Origin of the sequence: Flavobacterium daemonense (genome assembly GCF_007341385.1) — a bacterium.
GTDB lineage: Bacteria > Bacteroidota > Bacteroidia > Flavobacteriales > Flavobacteriaceae > Flavobacterium > Flavobacterium daemonense.
In genome coordinates this window covers 162872-181321 of sequence record NZ_VJYD01000009.1, presented here as the reverse complement: position 1 = coordinate 181321, position 18450 = coordinate 162872, and the positions used below count along the sequence as shown (strand labels likewise).

Below are 18450 nucleotides of genomic sequence, written 5' to 3'. Positions count from 1 at the left end.
TTATAAAATCTATTTCAGATTTTTAATTATTAAAAAATAAAAGATGATAAAAATCAGCCAACTGCTTATGATGCTTTTCTTTGCTTTTTTAGTTGCATGCAATAAAGAAAAGACAAAGGAGAAAATTTTTGTCACTTCTAAAAACTATTATTGGCAGTTTAATAGCGAATGTAGTAACACTTTTGGAACTTCTGTGAATTTTCAATTTGATAAAGATGGAACTTCTCATCAATATGGATTCAATTTAAAAGATGGATATTATTTAATTAAAAACTCTTCAAATGCTCCAAAAAAATGGATAGTTAAAAATGATTCAATTTTAATCTGGGGAAATTTTGAATATAAAATCGAACATATTGATGGGACTATTATAAATCTATCATATCCAAATCCAAAAGATAAAAACACGAAATGCCTTGTAAGCTTGATTAAAGTTGTGGATGGTAAATTTATTGACTAAGTTGATTTTGGTAAGGCACTCTGCTTTCGGTTAACGCAAAAAGGTATTGAAAAAGAGAGGTTTTAAAGATAGTTAAAACAAAAAAGCTTCAGATTTCTCTGAAGCTTTTTGTCTTAGTAGCGGGAACAGGACTCGAACCTGTGACCTTCGGGTTATGAGCCCGACGAGCTGCCTACTGCTCTATCCCGCGATGTTTCGGGTGCAAAGATAAGCACTAAATACAGTTTTTCAAAGGAATTAGTGAAATATTTTTATATTAAGAAATTGTAACGTTAACTGTTTGGTGTTTAATTGGTTGTGATTTTTTTATTTCAAAATCAGATTTTATATTCGAGTAATTCGGAATAAGGATCGTTTTTCAGACCTAATAATTTGGCGAAAGCCGGCTCCGTTTTATAGCCGTTTTTCTTGAGCTGTATGATTTCTTGCCGAAAGATTTCATCTCGTGATTCCAGAATTTGATGTTCAATAATCATATGTCTATAGCCATTTTGATTTTGAGTTGGAACATCTTGCCCGAAAATTTCAATTTCAAAATCATCTAATTTGAAACTTGCAATTACAGATTCTTGCTGATTTATAATGGTTTCAATGATTTTAAAATCAGGTTTTTTTTTAAAAAGAGAAGTGATTTTTTCTACAAAATGATTTTTATTCAGCCAATAACAAATAATATCAAGATCGCTATTTTCAATGTCAATATTTATCGGAATTGTACCAACTAGAATTGGATCAAATTCTGATAAAATTTCTAAAACCTTATTTTTAGTCAAAGTTTCATAAGCCAGAATTTGCTTTTCGTTTCCTGATTTTAAATAGTCAATTGTCGTGAAATCAATCATTGTTTACTTGTCGTAATTTTTTTCTTCTTTAATTTCCTGGGCTAATCTGTTGTTGATATTGATTTTGGCTTTGGTAAAAACGAAAATGGTGGTTTTGTATTCGCGCGCATATTTGTTTGTTATTTGACCGCCAATTGTCGCTTTTTCAAAAAACGGACTTGTTTCTGCAAGTTCCGTATTGTTTTGATCAAATTCTTTTATTCGAATTAGATTCGTGTAATAAATATTCAAATTGAACCAGTTGACATAATCAGCATTAAAAGAAACCGCTTGAATTCCTTTTTTAGTGTAATAATTTATAGCTCCGGCTTGACCGTAATTATCACAAAGCACAAGTGTGTTTTCTGATTTCGGAAATAATGCATAAACCGAATCTGTTTTGCGGGCAAGTTCTTTCCATCCCAGCATATCGGCAAAATCTTGTGGCAATTCATGATCTTTTCCGTCTTCCCAGCGCAGCATTCCGAGTTTTTTATATTTTTCTGGTTTTGCAATTATTTCCTCAGGCGTTTTATTCGGAAAAGCGACATTGTAAATCGGAATAAAAAGCAAAAGCGGAATCAAAATCAACAAAGGTTGTAAATAACGTTTCCAGCCCGTTTTTGAAATTTCGGCTAGAAAAACAGCGCCAAATGCCATGTAAATAGGATATAAACCAATTGCATAATAGGCTTTAGCTTTGAAATAAATAAAAATCAAAAGTGTAAATACAATCGACGTAAAAAAGAATCGATAGTTGGAAAAAGGCTTGTAAAAAAGCAATGCATAAAACGAAGAAAGAGTAACAATAAAACCGCCAAGAAAAAACAATAACTGTTCTTTTAAAAATCCAGCTCGATCGACATTTACGAGTTGTGTTTCGGCCAATTCTTTCATATGATGAACAATGGGAAAGTGATTGTTGTATTGCCACAAAAGATTCGGAAGAATTAAAATTAATCCCAAAATCAAAGCAAAATAAAGATTTTTATCGGCAAGTATTTTTCTTTGTTTCGAAAGCAAAAGCGCCGGCAAAAGTCCGATTAAGAGAAAAAGAATATTGTATTTATTTAGGAAACCAAAAGCAAAAATTATTGCGCCAGCATAAAACCATTTCGCTTTCTCGGTATTAATATATTGAATAACTGCAAAATAAAAAGCTGTCCAACATAAAACATCTAAAGAGTTGGGCTGAAAAAGCGTATTTAATCGTAAAAGTGATGACAGTAAAATACAAGTAGAAGCCAGAACCAATGCAAATAAATTTCCTTTTAAAACTTCGATCGTTTTCCAAACAACTACAATTGTCAAAGCACCAAAAAGGGCAGGGAAGAACTTCACCCAAAAAACGGAATTTCCAAGCATATAAATAATATACGAAAACCAGGAAGTAACTGGGGGAACAGATAAATACCCCCAAGCCAAATGATGTGCCTGATCCAGATGCAGATATTCATCGCGCTGCAAATCGTATTCAGGACTCAGCAAAATGTATTGAAGTGCAAATTTTAAAATGATAAATCCAATTAAAATAAGTGTCTTTTTATTCATGGAGATTTCGGTTTCTTGGTTTGTGTGGTTTTTGTATTGCAAGTGGTTTTAAATCAACGCATAATTGTAAAGCTAAGATAGGATTTATTTTGATTTTGGAATATTCAGAATATTTCTTGATATACCTTGTTTGGGGCTTTTAACAAACATAGTTGGCTATGTGTAAGAAACTAGTTTCTTTTTAAGTTCTTTTCTGGAACTATAAATCTATCCCGAGACTTCGGGACTATGTGTTGAATAAAAAAACGACAATAACACTGTAAAGTTCAGATATTTAGATATTTATGTTTTGTAAATGTCGATTCAATTAACATTTTTATTACCTTTAATATCAAGCAATAACTTTAAAAAGAAAATACCATGAAAAAGAAATTATTGATTTTGGCTGTCCTTTTAGGGACGATTTCATTTGCAAATGCACAAAGTATGGGAGATCTTACAAAAGCGGCGAGCAAGGCGTCAACAGCGGCAGTTCCTGCTTTTGATGTTGCCAGTCTCTCGAATCAGGTTATGGGCGTTTTATCCCCAAAATTGAAATTAACCGATGCTCAAAAACCAATTGTAAATTCATTGGTAAATGAAACTCTAAATAAAAAGAAGAATATTTTGCCTTCAATGGCTACAGACAAATCAGGTTATACTTCTAAAATGACTAGTACAAGAGAGTCTTTTATAGCCAAAATGAAAAAAAATATAAGTCCAACACAATTTGATGCACTTACTGCCTTATTGCCAAAATCAGCTTCGGCGGTAACACCGTTGGCAAAAATGCTTTACTAAAAAAATAGTGTAAAATAAAAAAAGCAAAATAGTAATCTATTTTGCTTTTTTTATTTTCAATTTTATCTAAAAATGTCTTGAATTTAAAGACTTTCTTCTAAATAAGCAGCATCAAATTCCATTGTATCTTGAACTTCGGCAGCTACTGGTTTAGAAGCTTTAAGCGTATTGAATCTTTCCAACATTTCTGTTTCGCCTTCTTCACCACTGAAATAAGGGAAAACATCCATAATTGCTGTTTCAGAAATAGCCGGAATAGAATATTCGCCCATTGTATTTTGCATTACGTGAAGTGTGTTGTCAAAAGCTTCGCGAACATCATTTGCCTGAACCAGCATATACATGCTTGTTTTTCTTTCTTTTCCGCTTTCTTCATCATAAGCAATTAAAGTGATTTTAGATTTAAACCATCTGTCTGCGTTTTCAAAAGGATGAATTTCGGCATAATTTGCCACTTTGATAGCCGTGATTTTGAATTCTTCACTAGTAAGAGTGGCCATTTCTTCCGTCATTCTTTTTTCAGCTTCTGTATAAGACAAGGCATCGACTAAATAAGGTTCAGTCAATACCTTTTGTCCACCTGTTTCGTCAGTTTTTCTATATTTTACTTTGCATTCGTACCAAGTTGCGCTCATTTTCTTGTAATTTTTAAGGATGCCAAAGATAGATTTTACCGATAAAATAAAGTGTAAATTCTCAAATAGATATTCACAATTTGAAAATCTGGTTCACTCAGAATATTTTATAGTGTTTAATACTGTCTCTATAAAAGGTATTTAAAAAAAAACAGCCACGAATTTCACAAACTTCCACGAATTTATTTTAATAACTAACAAAATAAATATTCGTGAAAATTAGTGAATTGCTTCGCCAGTTCGCTATCGCTCGGGTCGTGGCAAAAAAATAGTAAAACTAAACTTTAAAAATCAATTTCTTTTTGTAGAAAATCCAAAGAATGATCGACCAGAAAGCCGCATAAGCCAAGGCAAAAGCCAATGACGAATTCAGCGGATTTTCAAACAATGGCGCAATTCCATGTTTGTAAATAGCAGTTTGAAGACTGATTTCTTCGCCTCCAATTTCCGGATTTTGAACTTTTATGGCGGTTAGAACTCTTGGAATTACACCCGAAAAGAAAAATACAATCATTGGGTTAACTCCCCAAATTAAAAAGAATTTCGTCCATTTTTTATAACCTTGAACGTCGATTATATAATATAGAATTGTCAAGCATATTGTTGCAATTCCGGCAGTGTATAAAACATATGAACTTGTCCAAAGGGATTTGTTTATTGGGAAAATGATGTTCCAAAACAAACCGGCTATTACTAAAGCAGCTCCAGTGATTGCTGTCTTTTTTATAATTTCGGTTTTGCATATTTGAAGGTTTAATAATTGCCCAATATACATTCCGAGAATTCCGGTTCCAATGGCTGGCAATGTACTCAAAATTCCTTCTGGATCCCAAGTTTTAGAAGCGATCCATAAATGTCCGTTTAAAAGTGTATTATCTAACCAAGCGGCAAGATTAGTGCCTTTATCAAAATTGGCAGGACCAAATCCGGGAACGGGAACAAAAGCCATTAAAATCCAATATCCAATTAAAAGTGTGGCTAGAACAACAAGCTGTGTTTTTAAATTTGTTTTTAGATATAAAATGGAACTAAAGAAATAGACAATGGCAATTCGCTGTAAAACTCCTGGTATTCTAGTATCTTCAAAATGTTCCAAACCACTAAATGCTAATGAAATAAGTATTAAAAATATTCCGACTGCAAGAATGGTTTTGATTTTCATTGAAAAGTTTCCCAAAAGGGCATAAGCGACTGCAAAAGCAATGACCAATCGTACTGCCAAAAGCGGAATTCCTTCCAAACCAAATAAATGGATTCTGCTGAAAACGCTCAAAAACAATCCCAAACAGAAAATGCGCAACGAACGAACTAAGATTTTATTAAAAACAGCTCCATCAAAATGTTTTACTGGCATTGCAAAAGGTATTGCGGTTCCCATTATAAAAACAAAAAAAGGAAATACTAAATCGGTTGGCGTACAGCCGTGCCATTCGGCGTGTTCTAATGGTGCATAAATAGAGTCCCAGCTTCCTGGATTATTCACTATTGTCATCAATAAAATAGTAAATCCTCTAAATACATCAAGCGAGGTTAAACGTTCTTTTGTCATTGGTTTTTTTTTAGATTTTTAGATTTTTGGATTTTTAGATAGTTAGATTTTAAGAAGAAAGAGGCAAGATGCAAGACTTTTGCCTTGAATTATTTTATGATGGCGTCTTGAATGATTTGCTGAATTTCTTCTCTGATTTTTCCTTTTGCTAATTTATTTTCATCATTTACAACTTTTGGATAAGTTCGGTTGGATAGAAAAACATAGACAATTTCAGTTTGAGGATCAGCCCAAGCCATGTTTCCTGTAAATCCTGTGTGTCCAAAACTGGCTTCAGAAACGCAACCACAAGTTGGACCGTCTTTGCCAATTCTTTTATCAAATCCTAAGCCTCTTAAAACGCCTTTGTCTTTGTAATAGCAAGTATTGAAAACATCAAAAGTTTGTGGCGAAAAATATTGAATACCGCCATAATTTCCTTTTTGTAAAAACAGCTGCATCATTTTGGCAACATCCATTGCATTTGAAAAAATTCCGGCATGTCCTGCAACGCCGCCTTCCATCGCCGCTGCCATGTCATGAACATAACCTTGAATTGTTTGATGTCTGAAATAGTTGTCGATTTCAGTAGGAGCAATATTGCTTTTTTCAAATTTATCTAGCGGATTATAAAGCGTATAATTCATTCCTAGAGTATTGTAGAAATTCTCTTTGCTTAGATCTTCTATTTTTTCATGTGTTTTTCTTTCCAGATATTCCTTCAGAATGATAAAAGTAAAATCGCTGTATTTGTATTCAATTTTTGAAGAAACTGGACTTTTAGCAATGATTTTCATAATGGTGTCATGATAGTCATTTCTCAAATAAAGACTGTCGGCAACTTTTGTCGTAAAACCGTTTTCAGCTACTTTTCGATAGTATTTTTGAGAAGGATAATTTTTGCTGTCCAACGTTGCTTTGTAAAAAGGAATCCAAGCTTGAAGTCCGGCGTAATGGTTCAGCAAATCTTTAAAGCTGATGTTTTCCTTGTTCGTTTTTGCAAAAAAAGGCATCATATCTTTCAATTTCGTATCCAGAGTCACTTTGTTTTTATCGTACAATTGCATCACATTTGGCAAAGTCGAAATCATTTTTGAAATCGAAGCTACATCATATAAATCGGTGTCCGTTACTTTTTTTCCGTTATTATAGGTTTGTGCTCCGTATGATTTTTGGAAAATAACGTTCCCTTTTCTGGCAACCAAAACCTGCATTCCAGGTGTCATTTTTCCGTCAATTGCTTTTTGCGCTACGGCATCAATTTTTGAAAGAATTGCAGGATTCATATTAACATTTTCAGGAGCGTTAAAAGCCAGACGATTTAGTTTTTGAGTTGTTAATCCGTCATTTACATGGAAAGAATTATTGATAGAGACTGGCAATTTTCCTTTGGCATCAATAGCTCCAAAAAGCAATTCGGCAGAAACAACTTGGCTTATATCTGAATTTTGGTACGAAACCACCAAACCTTCAATGTCATCAAAATCAGTGATTGATAATAAGGAATACGGTTTGGCAAAAACATCCAAAATCACTTTGTTGTGCTTTGCAACTTCTTTCAGCCAAAGCATTTCTGTTAGCGAAAAATCTTGTTTTTCCCAAGGCTTGTTTACTTTATGAAAACTGATAATAACCTTATCAAACTTTTTCAATTCCTGATTCAAGCTGTCAAGATTCGTGTCTTTAACTTCAGTTATTTCAGTGTATTTTTTTAAAGTAGAAATAAAAGCGCTGTTGGTGTCATCGCCTAATTTTATGTAAGCAATTTTTTGATCCAGTTCTTTTATCGGAAGTATTTCTTTTTCATTTTTTAAAACCGTAACAGCATTTTCATATAATTTATAATGCAACGCGTCATTTTGCGACGGATTAAGATCATTGTAAATATTTGCTATTTCAATAGGTTTGTAATGATTTAAGCCCGCTTTGAATTTATAATGCAGAATTTTTTTAACCGAATGCGCTAAACGTTCTTCAGTAATGATGTTGTTTGCATACGCTTCTTCTAACTTTTGAACCGCCACAGGAACATTTTCTGGACACAATAAAATGTCATTTCCTGCTAGAAGAACTGCAATTTCAAGTTCGCCCGGGCCTTTAAAATTACTTGCACCTTTCATGGCCAAACCATCGGTAAAAATCAAGCCTTCAAAACCTAATTCTTTTTGAAGTAGATTCGTAACCACATTATAAGAAGCGGAAGAAGGCAAATTTGGAGTTGGTTCTAAACTCGGAATATTTAGATGTCCGACCATTACAGAAACTAAACCTTCATCAAATAATTTTTTATAAGGATACAATTCGACTAAATCGATTCTTTCTTTTGAAAAATTAACCAAAGGCAACGCGTGATGTGAATCGGTTGAGGTATCGCCATGCCCAGGAAAATGTTTTCCGGTGCTGAAAACGCCTTGACTTTGCACGCCTTTCATTAAAGCAGTGGCTTTGTTGGCTACATTAACTTTGTCTTCGCCAAAAGAACGGTTTCCAATAATTGGGTTTTTAGGATTAGTGTTGATGTCCAAAACAGGCGCAAAGTTGAAATGAACTCCAATTCGCTTGTTTTCATTGGCCATGTTTCTTCCCACTTTCTCAATTAAACTCAAATCCTGAATCGCGCCCAAAGTCATGTTCCAAGGATAGCGATAAGTTGAATCTAAACGCATTGCCAATCCCCATTCTGCATCGATCCCAATGAACAAAGGAACTTTTGCTTTAGATTGATAAAAATTGGTCAATTTTGCTTGACGAACAGGGCCACCCTGAAAAAAGATAACGCTTCCTACTTTAAATTCTTCGATTAAATTTTTGACTTGATTAACGTGAACCGAATCTTTGTTTGAATAGGCCGAAACCATAAACAGCTGTCCTACTTTTTCGCGAAGTGACATTTTACTGTAAATACTGTCAACCCAAGCAGTTTCTTTATCTGAATCTTTGAAAAACGTTTTTTTTGTCGCTTTATCAGCTTTGTAAACAACGGTGTCTTTTAACGGAATATCTTTTTTTGAATCTGTAACTGCGGTGTTTTTTTTGACAGCGCAATTGGTGATTAAAAATAAAAATGAAGCACAAAGGCCGATCTTTATGATGTAATCTTTCATAGTTTTGTTTTTTGAATCAATTGAAGATTAGGTTCTAACCTTGTGTTTGATTAGTAAATTATTGTGTTTTTAAACGGTTTAAAAACTTATTTTTTCGTGTGTTTTTGAGCTTGTAAGGAATAATCCTACATAGGTTATTAATCCGTTGAGGACGATTAATTCATTGTCGAAAACGTATCCTGAAAACAGGAGTTTCGAATTTTCATTTATTAAATAGGTTAGGAAAGGAGCGGCCAAACACATTAACGGAACCAGTTTGTCATTGACATTTCTTGATTTTTGGAACAAACCAAAAGCATATAATCCCAACAAAGGTCCGTACGTGTAAGAAGCGACTTTAAAAATCATTCCCACAACCGAACTGTCATTAATAGTATTGAAAACAATAATCACAAAGAAAATCAATACCGAAAAACTGATATGTACTAAATGTCTTGTTCTAACCGTGTTTTTTCGGGAATTTTCACTTTTGTCCATCCCTAAAAAGTCAACGCAGAAAGAAGTTGTTAAAGCCGTTAAAGCCGAATCTGTTGTGGCAAAAGTGGCTGCTATAATTCCGAGTAAAAATACAATGGCAGGAATTAAAGCTAAATGATTTAGAGCAATTTCAGGGAAAAGCAAATCGGTTCTGGGTTTGCCAGTCACCAAATCTGTTGGAATGGCGATTCCGTTTTTGTTCGCATAAATGTATAATAACGCACCAACGCTCAAAAAGAAAATATTGATGATGACAAAGATTCCTGTAAAAGTGAACATGTTTTTTTGTGCTTCGCCGATGTTTTTACAGCTGAGGTTTTTCTGCATTAAATCTTGATCCAAGCCTGTCATGGCAATGGTTACGAACATTCCGCCTAGAATTTGTTTTACAAAATGGAATTTGCTTCCAAAGAAATCATCAAAGAAAAATATCTTAGAATAATTGCTGTTTTTTACTTCTTCGAATGCGCCAATTGCAGTTAAATCCATTCTATCACAAATGAAATAAATCGTCAGAAAAACCGATGTTACAAGGAAAAATGTCTGCAAAGTATCGGTAATAATAATCGTTTTTAATCCTCCTCTGTAGGTATAAGAAAAAATAAGCAACAACGAAATCAATACCGTAAAAGCAAACGGAATATGGTAGTAATCAAAAACAAAACGCTGCAATACAATAACCACCAAATAGAGTCTGAACGCTGAACTTATGGTTCTGCTGATCAAGAAAATAGAAGCAGCGGTTTTGTAGCTGTAATGTCCCATTCGTTGTTCGATATAACCATAAATTGAAGTCAGATTCATTCGATAGTATAACGGCAATAAAAGCTTTGTGATAACGATAAATCCGAGTGCATTTCCTAAAACAAACTGAAAATATTTAAATTGTTCACCGCTTGGTGCGCCAACTTCTCCGGGAACGGAAATAAAAGTAACTCCTGAAAGCGCTGTTCCAATCATTCCAAAAGCAACTAAATACCATTTAGAGTTTTTATTGGCAGTAAAAAAGGCGTCATTTCCGCTATCTTTTCTGCTCACTCTGTGCGAGATATAGAATAATGTTCCGAAATAGGCGATAATTAGGAGAAGGATGGTACTTGGTGTCATTTTATAGTTTTGTTTTTTTAGACCTGCGAGTATTTTTTAAACTTTTCAGGACTCTGTTGAATTGAAACTTTTAGATTACATTTTGATTAATCCATACAGTGTAATTTATAGTTTTTTATTCAACACATAGTCCCGAAGCCTCGGGATAGATTTTATTTGCGAAAAAGAAATTAAAAAGAAACTAGTTTCTAACACATAGCCAACTATGTTTGTTTTAAATAAGTGAAACGCCTTTTTTTAAAGTCCTAAATCTATGTTTCTATGTGTTAAAATTTAATTGCGTCAAGTTCGGTTTAATCATTATAAATTTATAAAAGTTTTTTGCTTTACAGATTTTTGTTTTGAGCCTGTAAAACTGCTCGTACGCTTTTATGTTTGTGTAATAATTCTTCGGCTGCATCATATTCAATTCCGAGTTCTTCGATGATCATTTTGATAGCGCGTTTTACCAGTTTTTCGTTAGACAGCTGCATATCAACCATTTTGTTGCCTTTTACTTTTCCTAGTTTGATCATTACCGAAGTAGAAATCATGTTTAAAGTCAGCTTTTGAGCCGTACCTGCTTTCATTCTCGTGCTTCCGGTTAAAAATTCTGGGCCTACGATTAATTCAATTGGATAATCTGCTTCTTGAGCAATAAGTCCGTTGCTGATGCAGGAAATACTTCCTGTTTTTATATTGTATTCTTTAGCTTTTTTTAATGCTCCCAAAACATAAGGCGTGTTTCCAGAAGCCGCAATTCCGATAATCATATCTAAGCTCGAAATTTCATATTTAGCTAAATCTTTCCATGCTTGTTCGGTATCATCTTCCGCATTTTCAACGGCTTTTCTTATTGCTGTATCGCCACCGGCAATAATTCCGATGATCATATCATGCGGTACACCAAAAGTTGGCGGACATTCTGATGCATCCAAAATTCCAATTCGGCCAGAAGTTCCGGCACCAATATAAAATAATCGGCCGCCCAATTGCATTTTTTTTACAATTGCCTTAACCAGTTTTTCAATTTTAGGAATTTGTTCTTCAATAATTTGCGGTACCTTTTTATCTTCTGTATTAATGTTTGTAAGAAGTTCTTTCACGCTCATTTGATCCAAGTCTTTGTACAAAGATTCTTGTTCAGTTTCAGGATTTTTATTTTTCATTTTTCTTTTCTTTTTTGGTTTTGAAACAGCAGATTTTTTGATATTTATGCTTTCGATATTTTGTATAACGGGTCTCTATTTTGGTAAAAAATAGTCGGTTTTGGGATTATAAAGGGGTTTTATTTAATAAAGCAGATAGCGTTTTCGAATGATTTGAAAAGCCTTCAGATTTTTTTCCCAGCTCTTTCGAATGTCTTTTTCTGAAACTCCAGATTCAATTTGTTGCTGCAGTTTTTTTGTTCCGGCAAGTTTGGTAAAAAAAGCATTGAAGAATTTCGTTTTATCACTGGTATTTTGATAGGCTTTAATCAGCCATTTTAATTCTAATTTGTTTAGTTTCGGATAAGAAGTCAAATCTTCTCCAAAACATTCTTTTCCGTTATAAAGCGGATCTTTGGCTCCAAAATTTGGTTTCGGCGTAAAACTGAAATCGGTTTTGGTCAAGTAAGGCGAGCCATAAATTTGAAATTGTTTTTCGGTTCCGCGGCCAACGCTCACGTTCGTTCCTTCAAAAAGGCATAAACTAGCGTATAGATTTATGGATTGATCGTTTGGTAAATTTGGAGATGGTTTTACCAATAAACTGTAATCCATTTTTCGATCGTAATTAACGCATGGAATAACGGTTAGTTTACATTGAACGGCATTTTTAAGCCATTTTTCTCCGTTTATCATTTGTGCATATTCGCCAATTGTCATTCCGTGAAGAAGCGGAATAGGGTGCATGCCGACAAAGCTGGTAAACTCTTTTTCTAAAAGCGGACCATCAACAATGCGTCCGTTAGGATTTGGTCGGTCGAAAATTATAAGTGGCACATTGTTTTCGGCGCAAGCTTCCATTACATAATGCAAGGAAGAAATGTAAGTATAAAAACGAGCACCAACATCTTGCAAATCGAAAATCATAATATCGATTCCAGCTAATTGCTCTGGTTTTGGTTTTTTATTGTCTCCGTAAAGAGAAATGATTGATAAGCCGGTTTTAGGATCTTTTCCGTCCACAACATGTTCGCCTGCATCGGCAGTTCCTCTAAATCCGTGTTCAGGAGCAAAAATGGTTTGTATTGCAACTTTTTTCTCTAGCAAAAAATCAACCACATGAGTTTTGTCAGACAAAATTCCGGTTTGATTGGTAACGATTCCTATTTTTTTGTCCTTTAAAAGCGGCAAGTATTTCTCATAATTATCGGCTCCGGTTTTAATTGCCGGCGGATTAATTGCTGAGGTGCTGTTTGCAGACACCGCTGAAAGGGTATTAGAATAAGAAGACGTAAATACTAAAGAAGTTACAATAAGAACACTTTTTGCTATGAATTTTATCATTGTAATTACAGTTAATAGTTAAGGCAAAAATGAACTAATAAAATTAAGTTATTATTTGATTCCTGTGCTGTTTTTGATTAATGATGAGAATAAATATCTGAGATTTCAGATTGAGGCTTTTATTTTATCAGTTTTGCTCATTGACACCGTAATGAGAAAAAGTTTTTTAAATACTGCCTCTGGATTTAGATTTCCAGAGGCAGTTAATTATTTGAGGGGCAAATAGTCTATTTATGAATTCCGAATTACCAACCTGGATTTTGTTTTATAGTCACGCCTTCGGCAGCATATAAACTAATATCATTTGTTGGAATTGAGTTCAAGTAATTTTTTGGTGATACAAATAATCTTGAAACACCAGCTGCATAAGGAAGTACATATCCGTCTGAGTTTACTTTTGTTTTAGAATTAGTTCCTATCAAAGCAACAATTTTAGCTCCCAAAGCAACATCTGGATTCGTATTAGTATCTAAATAATCTCCTTTTTTCCAACGCATAAGATCTTCTTTTCTCATAGTAGTCCAGCTCATGAACTCAATTCTGCGCTCACGGCGAATTTCCCAAATAATCGGATTAACAATTCCAGAAATTTGCTCTAATGCAGTTGTTCTTTGCGGATCGTTAATTTGTACACCGCCAGCAGAAGCATTTGTTCCATCTGTAGATAAGGCAGCAATTCCTGCACGTGTACGAACTTTGTTAAGTGATAAATTAAGATCGGCATCAGTAACTGTTCCTAATTCGGCACATGCTTCAGCATAATTCAAATAAACCTCGCTTAGTGTAAAAACTGGCGCATCAATTTGGTTTTGCCCTCCTGTTGTAACCTCAGTTCCTGTTGTAGCAGGGTTGTTGTACAATTGAAATACGTAACCTGTAACAGATGTCAATCCGTTGAATGGTTTGTCAGAATAACCGTAATCTGTTGTGCTAAAAGATTTAGCAAATCTTGGATCTCTGTTCGCAAAAGTATTAGCAATAGTGTTGTCGCCTAAATATTGAGCATTTCCAGCTTGTTTGATAGGCAATCCGTTTGTAGTTACATAACTTTCAGCAGCAAATTTTGTCAACCCGTTTTGAACAGTTGAAGTATTTGTATACGATTGAACTGAATTTCCTAAAACACCTTTTACGTATCTTTTTGTCAAGATAACCTCAGTATTTCCTAATAATTCAACAGAATTGTAAAGTGCTTTCCAATCTGTATTTAATTTGAATGAATTATTGTTCATTACCGCTAAAGAAGCATCTTTTGCTTTCTGAAGATAAGCATTTCCATTCTGTCCTAAATTGTATTTTCTGTATGTACCTTCGCTCAAACATACGCGGCTTAACAACGCGTAAGCAGTGTATTTGTTTACAGTAACATTACTGTCATCAACGTTTAATAACAACGGAATCGCTTCTTCTAAATCTTTGATTACATTGTCTATTACTTCAGCTCTTGTTATCGATGGTTTGTAAACATTAGGATCACTTTGAGCCAAATATTTATCTGTATAAGGTACATCACCAAACTGCTGTGCTAAACGAAAATAAGTATGCGCTCTAAAAAACTTTGCAACACCTATGTAGTGGTTTTTCTTCGTTTGATCCATTGGAACATTTGGTACTCTTTCAAGCATCAAATTACAACGACGAATCAAAGTGTAGTATTCGTTCCAGTTTGAGTTCGTCGAACTTGCAGCTGTTGGAAAGTTAGTAAATACGTTGTTAGCCAAGTTGTCGTCTAACAAAGCTGTTCCCGTTGAGGTAGAATGAAAGTAAAAATCAGCGGTAACACCCGTATTATTTCCGTACCCGTTGAAGGTATTATAGTTTAACCAAGAGTATGTTTTTACGTTATTTTCTGAAGTCCAAAAATTGTCATCTGAAAATACATCTTCAGGCGGTGTATCCAAAAAATCTGAACAGCTAACCGCTAGACTTGCAAGAGTAAGCAAGGCAACTGATAGTTTTATCCTAGAGTTTATTATTAATTTTCTCATTTTGATTAATTTTTAATTTTTAAATACATTTTTTAAAACGCAAGTTGTATACCAACCGACCATGTTTTAGAATAAGGGAAAGTTCTTCCCCATACCGCTTCAGTTTCATTGATTTCAGGATCTACTGGTAATTTGCTGCTTTTCCAAGTAGCCAAGTTTAAACCTGAAATGTACGGTCTGATTTTATCGATACCCACTTTATCTGTAATACTTTTAGGGAAAGTATATCCAATAGTCATCGATTTTAAACGTAAATAAGACATGTCTAATAAATAACGTGTTTGCGCAACAAAGTTATTTGATCCCGGTGCATAAGCTCCAAAAGCATCAGTAGAATGTCCTGGGTATGGATTAGGGAAATATGCATCTGTATTTTGTGGTGTCCAATAGTCGTTTTGGTTTTCGTACATAGCATCTGTTCTGCTGTAGAAAGGCAATACTAAGTCAGAAGTTGTCCAGTATTGACGTTTTCCAACCCCTTGGAAGAAAGCATCAATATCAAATCCATATAAAGCACCTCCTAAACGAATACCATATTGGTAGCGTGGAGTTGTATTACCAATAACTTTTAAATCTCCAGGATTTGTAGCAGTTCCATCTCCTCTTGAGATAACGCCGTCTCCATTTAAATCTTTGTACATTACATCTCCAGCACCGTATTTAAAAGTACCACTTCTTATGTTTTTATAATCAACACCATTTACAATTAATCCAGTTGCATCAACATTGTCTGTAGTTTGAATTAATCGGTCTGTTTCTAATCCCCAGATTTCACCCAATTTTTGACCTGCATAGAAAGATGTAGTACTGATTAACTTTGAAGAGTTATTCCATTCTGTTACCTCTGTAGTGTTGTCAGAAAGAGAAAGATCAGCATAAACGCTTATGTTTTGGTTTATGTTTTTATTAAAGTTAAGCGCTAGTTCCCAACCAGTTGTTCTTAAATTTCCTGAGTTTGTATTAGCAGCAGCCTGACCAAATGAACCAGGAAGTGTTTTACCTGGAGCTAACATTCCTTTTGTATCACGTTGATAGTAATCAAACGTCAAACCTAACATGTTGAAGATTCTAACATCAATACCTATATCTTGAGTAGTTACTTTTTCCCAAGTTAGATTAGGATCAACGTTTGTTGGCAAATCAACAGAAGGGGGTATTGTTGCGCCGCTTCCCATCCAAAGAGGGTTTTTGCTTGGCATCGTTGCTAAAAAGGCATTTGCAGCAATGTTTTGATTTCCGATTGAACCAACAGATCCACGAATTTTTAAATCATTCAACCAGCTTTTTGTACCTTCCATGAAACCTTCTTCCGAAATTCTGTATCCAACAGAAGCAGAAGGGAAGAACCCCCATTGCTCATCAGTTGGGAATTTTGAAGAACCATCATAACGACCGTTTATCTCCACTAAATATTTTCCTTTGTAATCATAATTCACACGGGCAAAAAATCCTGCAATTGCGTATTGTGATAAACCTGGATTTAAAATGTCGTTAGAAGAAAGAGGTGAAGTGAATTGATCACCAATAGCTAAATTAAATTCTGGTTTGCTTTTATCCAAAAGTGTATTTCTACGAGCATATGTTCTTTCAAAATTATACCATTCTGTGTTCAAACCGCCTAGTACTTTAAAATTGTGGTTTTCGCCCAATGTTTTAGTATAATTTGCATAAAAGTTGGCTACATTTCTTGAATAAGATGATTTAGCTTGTGCAACAAAATCATTTCCAGATTCCATCATTGTAGGTTTTCCGGCAACTAGGTCAGCGGCACTAGTCCACCAATCCCACATAGGGATTTGTCCACCGTTCATTTTAAGGCTTGAGAAATTATTGTTGATGCTGTATTCTCCAATAATGTTAAAATCTTTTGTGATTTGAGCAGTAAGTTTTGTGCTTATCCTCATATCATTTGATTTATTTTCATTTTGAGAAGCATTTGCCATATAACCTGGTGCATGTCTAAAGTAAGTACCGTTGTAAGTACCATAAGGGAAATAAGAACCCCAACGCATGTAGTAACCAAAATAACCATTACCAGCAGTATCAAGACCACTGTTGTAGTAGTTGAAAGGAGAATCATATTCTTGGAAAGTTCCCAAAACTTTAAAATCTCCTGTAAGCCAGCTTGCCAACTGTGTAGTCATACCCATATTAAGGTTGAATCTTTGGTTGGTTTCATTATTGATTTTCATTACACCTTCTTGGTTAGCAAGACCTAACGAAACAATAAATGAACTTTTTTCACCCAAAGAACCTTGAGCAGATAAGTTGTGAAGTGTTTGTACAGCATTCTTTTTCAGCATTTCATCATGCGGATTCCAAATTCTGTAGAAATATTCTTTACCACCAATCACATCAAAATCTTGTCCTAAGATCATATTTTTGTCATTAGGGTTTCTTGTTGCAGCATACTTTTCTTTCCAGTTGATGATACCTGGCAATAATGTTTTGTAGTTCATACCAAAAGATTCTGGATTTGCATTACCAGCTCTGGCTTGTGCGTCGATCATTACAGGAAGCTCTACAGTAGGATCATTAAATTGAACCAAAGAAATAGGATTGCTCCACCCTGTATTGTTGCTGTACGCGAATCTTACTTTTCCTTTAGCATTTTTACCGCTTTTAGTTGTAATCAAAATAACTCCAAAAGCCGCACGCGCACCATAGATAGAAGCAGAAGCAGCATCTTTAAGTACAGACATTGTTTCTACGTCTTCTGAATTTAACATTGAAAGATCGCCCGGAACACCGTCAACTAAAATAAGTGGTGATCCTGAAGCTACTCCATTTACAATAGTTCCAGCTCCACGTATATTAACTTTTGATTGTTTTCCGATACTTCCTGAATTGTAGGTAATATTAAGTCCAGGAGTAGTTCCTTGCAAACCTTTTGTAATATCTGTAATAGGAATACTTCCTAAAGCTTTTTTGACATTTACATTAGCAACTGCTCCTGTAAGATTAACTTTTTTCTGAGAAGAGAATCCTACTACAACTACTTCGTCAAGTTTTGCAGTAGCCGAAGCAAGCGAAATGTTAATTTTTTGCTGTCCTTCAATTTTTACTACCTGAGTTTCAGATCCCATGTAGCTAAAACTTAGACTTTGACCTTGCGCTACATTTATGCTGTAGTTTCCATCAAAATCAGTCGTTGTACCGCTGTTGGTTCCTTGAATCAGGACACTGACTCCTGGTATGGGGAATCCATCGGCTTTGTTTTTTACAGTTCCAGTAATTGTTTTTGTTTGCCCAAATGTTGCTTGAATGAACAAAACCAACAATGAAATAAGAAATAGTTTTTTCATGATTATTTGGTTTTTTTATGGTTGTCAAGCAAATATATTTAATTATTGCATACAAATGCATTATTTTGTATTTTTTTTGAAAAATTAACTTAAATAACGCAAAATAACGCAATTTTACTACTTTTATTTTTTCTGTTTTAATATTTATATCATAAAAATGCAAACTATTGCAGTTTCTGCTTAGTCCTACGTAATCAATAGAATTATTTGATATATTTGTCCT

Annotated in this window: 12 protein-coding genes and 1 tRNA gene; 2 read left to right on the top strand and 11 right to left on the bottom strand. The window is 34.3% G+C overall.

The window, feature by feature from the left end:
• Positions 1-43 precede the first annotated feature (43 nt).
• Positions 44-460 (top strand): hypothetical protein, encoded by a 417-nt coding sequence (locus FND99_RS13280; protein WP_144338433.1) that lies wholly within the window; start codon positions 44-46, stop codon positions 458-460.
• Positions 461-577: 117 nt separating this feature from the next.
• On the opposite strand, the gene FND99_RS13275 is transcribed toward FND99_RS13280, so the two are convergent.
• The 3 genes from FND99_RS13275 to FND99_RS13265 all read right to left on the bottom strand — a co-directional run bounded on the left by FND99_RS13275 (position 578) and on the right by FND99_RS13265 (position 2832).
• A tRNA-Met gene (locus FND99_RS13275) sits at positions 578-650 on the bottom strand.
• A gap of 127 nt (positions 651-777) precedes the next feature.
• Positions 778-1302, bottom strand: coding sequence for a DUF4269 domain-containing protein (locus tag FND99_RS13270; protein WP_144338432.1), 525 nt, complete (start codon positions 1300-1302; stop codon positions 778-780).
• A gap of 3 nt (positions 1303-1305) precedes the next feature.
• A complete protein-coding gene (locus FND99_RS13265; protein WP_144338431.1) occupies positions 1306-2832 on the bottom strand; it encodes an ArnT family glycosyltransferase in 1527 nt (508 codons plus the stop codon).
• 360 nt (positions 2833-3192) lie between these two features.
• On the opposite strand from FND99_RS13265, the gene FND99_RS13260 reads away from it, so the two are divergent.
• Positions 3193-3612 (top strand): hypothetical protein, encoded by a 420-nt coding sequence (locus FND99_RS13260; RefSeq protein WP_144338430.1) that lies wholly within the window; start codon positions 3193-3195, stop codon positions 3610-3612.
• An 83-nt stretch (positions 3613-3695) separates the two neighbouring features.
• Here the strand turns inward: FND99_RS13260 and FND99_RS13255 are convergent, their stop codons facing one another.
• The 8 genes from FND99_RS13255 to FND99_RS13220 form a co-directional block, all read right to left on the bottom strand.
• The gene (locus FND99_RS13255; RefSeq protein ID WP_144338429.1) at positions 3696-4247 is read right to left on the bottom strand and encodes a DUF4494 domain-containing protein; all 552 of its coding nucleotides are present in this window, start codon (positions 4245-4247) and stop codon (positions 3696-3698) included.
• Between the two features lie 277 nt (positions 4248-4524).
• Positions 4525-5796, bottom strand: coding sequence for an acyltransferase family protein (locus tag FND99_RS13250; protein WP_144338428.1), 1272 nt, complete (start codon positions 5794-5796; stop codon positions 4525-4527).
• Between the two features lie 89 nt (positions 5797-5885).
• Entirely contained in the window at positions 5886-8879 is a 2994-nt protein-coding gene (locus FND99_RS13245) for a glycoside hydrolase family 3 N-terminal domain-containing protein (RefSeq protein WP_144338427.1), read from the bottom strand.
• Between the two features lie 78 nt (positions 8880-8957).
• A complete protein-coding gene (locus FND99_RS13240; RefSeq protein WP_144338426.1) occupies positions 8958-10463 on the bottom strand; it encodes a sodium:solute symporter in 1506 nt (501 codons plus the stop codon).
• A 326-nt stretch (positions 10464-10789) separates the two neighbouring features.
• Positions 10790-11611 carry an N-acetylmuramic acid 6-phosphate etherase gene (murQ, locus tag FND99_RS13235; RefSeq protein WP_144338425.1) on the bottom strand — a complete coding sequence of 274 codons (822 nt, stop codon included), beginning with the start codon at positions 11609-11611 and terminating at the stop codon, positions 10790-10792.
• A 123-nt stretch (positions 11612-11734) separates the two neighbouring features.
• Positions 11735-12934, bottom strand: coding sequence for an exo-beta-N-acetylmuramidase NamZ family protein (locus FND99_RS13230; RefSeq protein WP_144338424.1), 1200 nt, complete (start codon positions 12932-12934; stop codon positions 11735-11737).
• 245 nt (positions 12935-13179) lie between these two features.
• Positions 13180-14922 (bottom strand): RagB/SusD family nutrient uptake outer membrane protein, encoded by a 1743-nt coding sequence (locus FND99_RS13225; protein ID WP_144338423.1) that lies wholly within the window; start codon positions 14920-14922, stop codon positions 13180-13182.
• 32 nt (positions 14923-14954) lie between these two features.
• The gene (locus FND99_RS13220; protein ID WP_144338422.1) at positions 14955-18227 is read right to left on the bottom strand and encodes a SusC/RagA family TonB-linked outer membrane protein; all 3273 of its coding nucleotides are present in this window, start codon (positions 18225-18227) and stop codon (positions 14955-14957) included.
• Positions 18228-18450 lie beyond the last annotated feature (223 nt).

Coding starts and splice junctions, on each gene's coding strand:
- FND99_RS13260 (WP_144338430.1), top strand. CDS start 3,193: ATGAAAAAGAAATTATTGATTTTGGCTGTCCTTTTAGGGACGATTTCA.
- FND99_RS13255 (WP_144338429.1), bottom strand. CDS start 4,247: ATGAGCGCAACTTGGTACGAATGCAAAGTAAAATATAGAAAAACTGAC.
- FND99_RS13250 (WP_144338428.1), bottom strand. CDS start 5,796: ATGACAAAAGAACGTTTAACCTCGCTTGATGTATTTAGAGGATTTACT.
- FND99_RS13225 (WP_144338423.1), bottom strand. CDS start 14,922: ATGAGAAAATTAATAATAAACTCTAGGATAAAACTATCAGTTGCCTTG.
- murQ (WP_144338425.1), bottom strand. CDS start 11,611: ATGAAAAATAAAAATCCTGAAACTGAACAAGAATCTTTGTACAAAGAC.
- FND99_RS13265 (WP_144338431.1), bottom strand. CDS start 2,832: ATGAATAAAAAGACACTTATTTTAATTGGATTTATCATTTTAAAATTT.
- FND99_RS13230 (WP_144338424.1), bottom strand. CDS start 12,934: ATGATAAAATTCATAGCAAAAAGTGTTCTTATTGTAACTTCTTTAGTA.
- FND99_RS13270 (WP_144338432.1), bottom strand. CDS start 1,302: ATGATTGATTTCACGACAATTGACTATTTAAAATCAGGAAACGAAAAG.
- FND99_RS13245 (WP_144338427.1), bottom strand. CDS start 8,879: ATGAAAGATTACATCATAAAGATCGGCCTTTGTGCTTCATTTTTATTT.
- FND99_RS13240 (WP_144338426.1), bottom strand. CDS start 10,463: ATGACACCAAGTACCATCCTTCTCCTAATTATCGCCTATTTCGGAACA.
- FND99_RS13280 (WP_144338433.1), top strand. CDS start 44: ATGATAAAAATCAGCCAACTGCTTATGATGCTTTTCTTTGCTTTTTTA.
- FND99_RS13220 (WP_144338422.1), bottom strand. CDS start 18,227: ATGAAAAAACTATTTCTTATTTCATTGTTGGTTTTGTTCATTCAAGCA.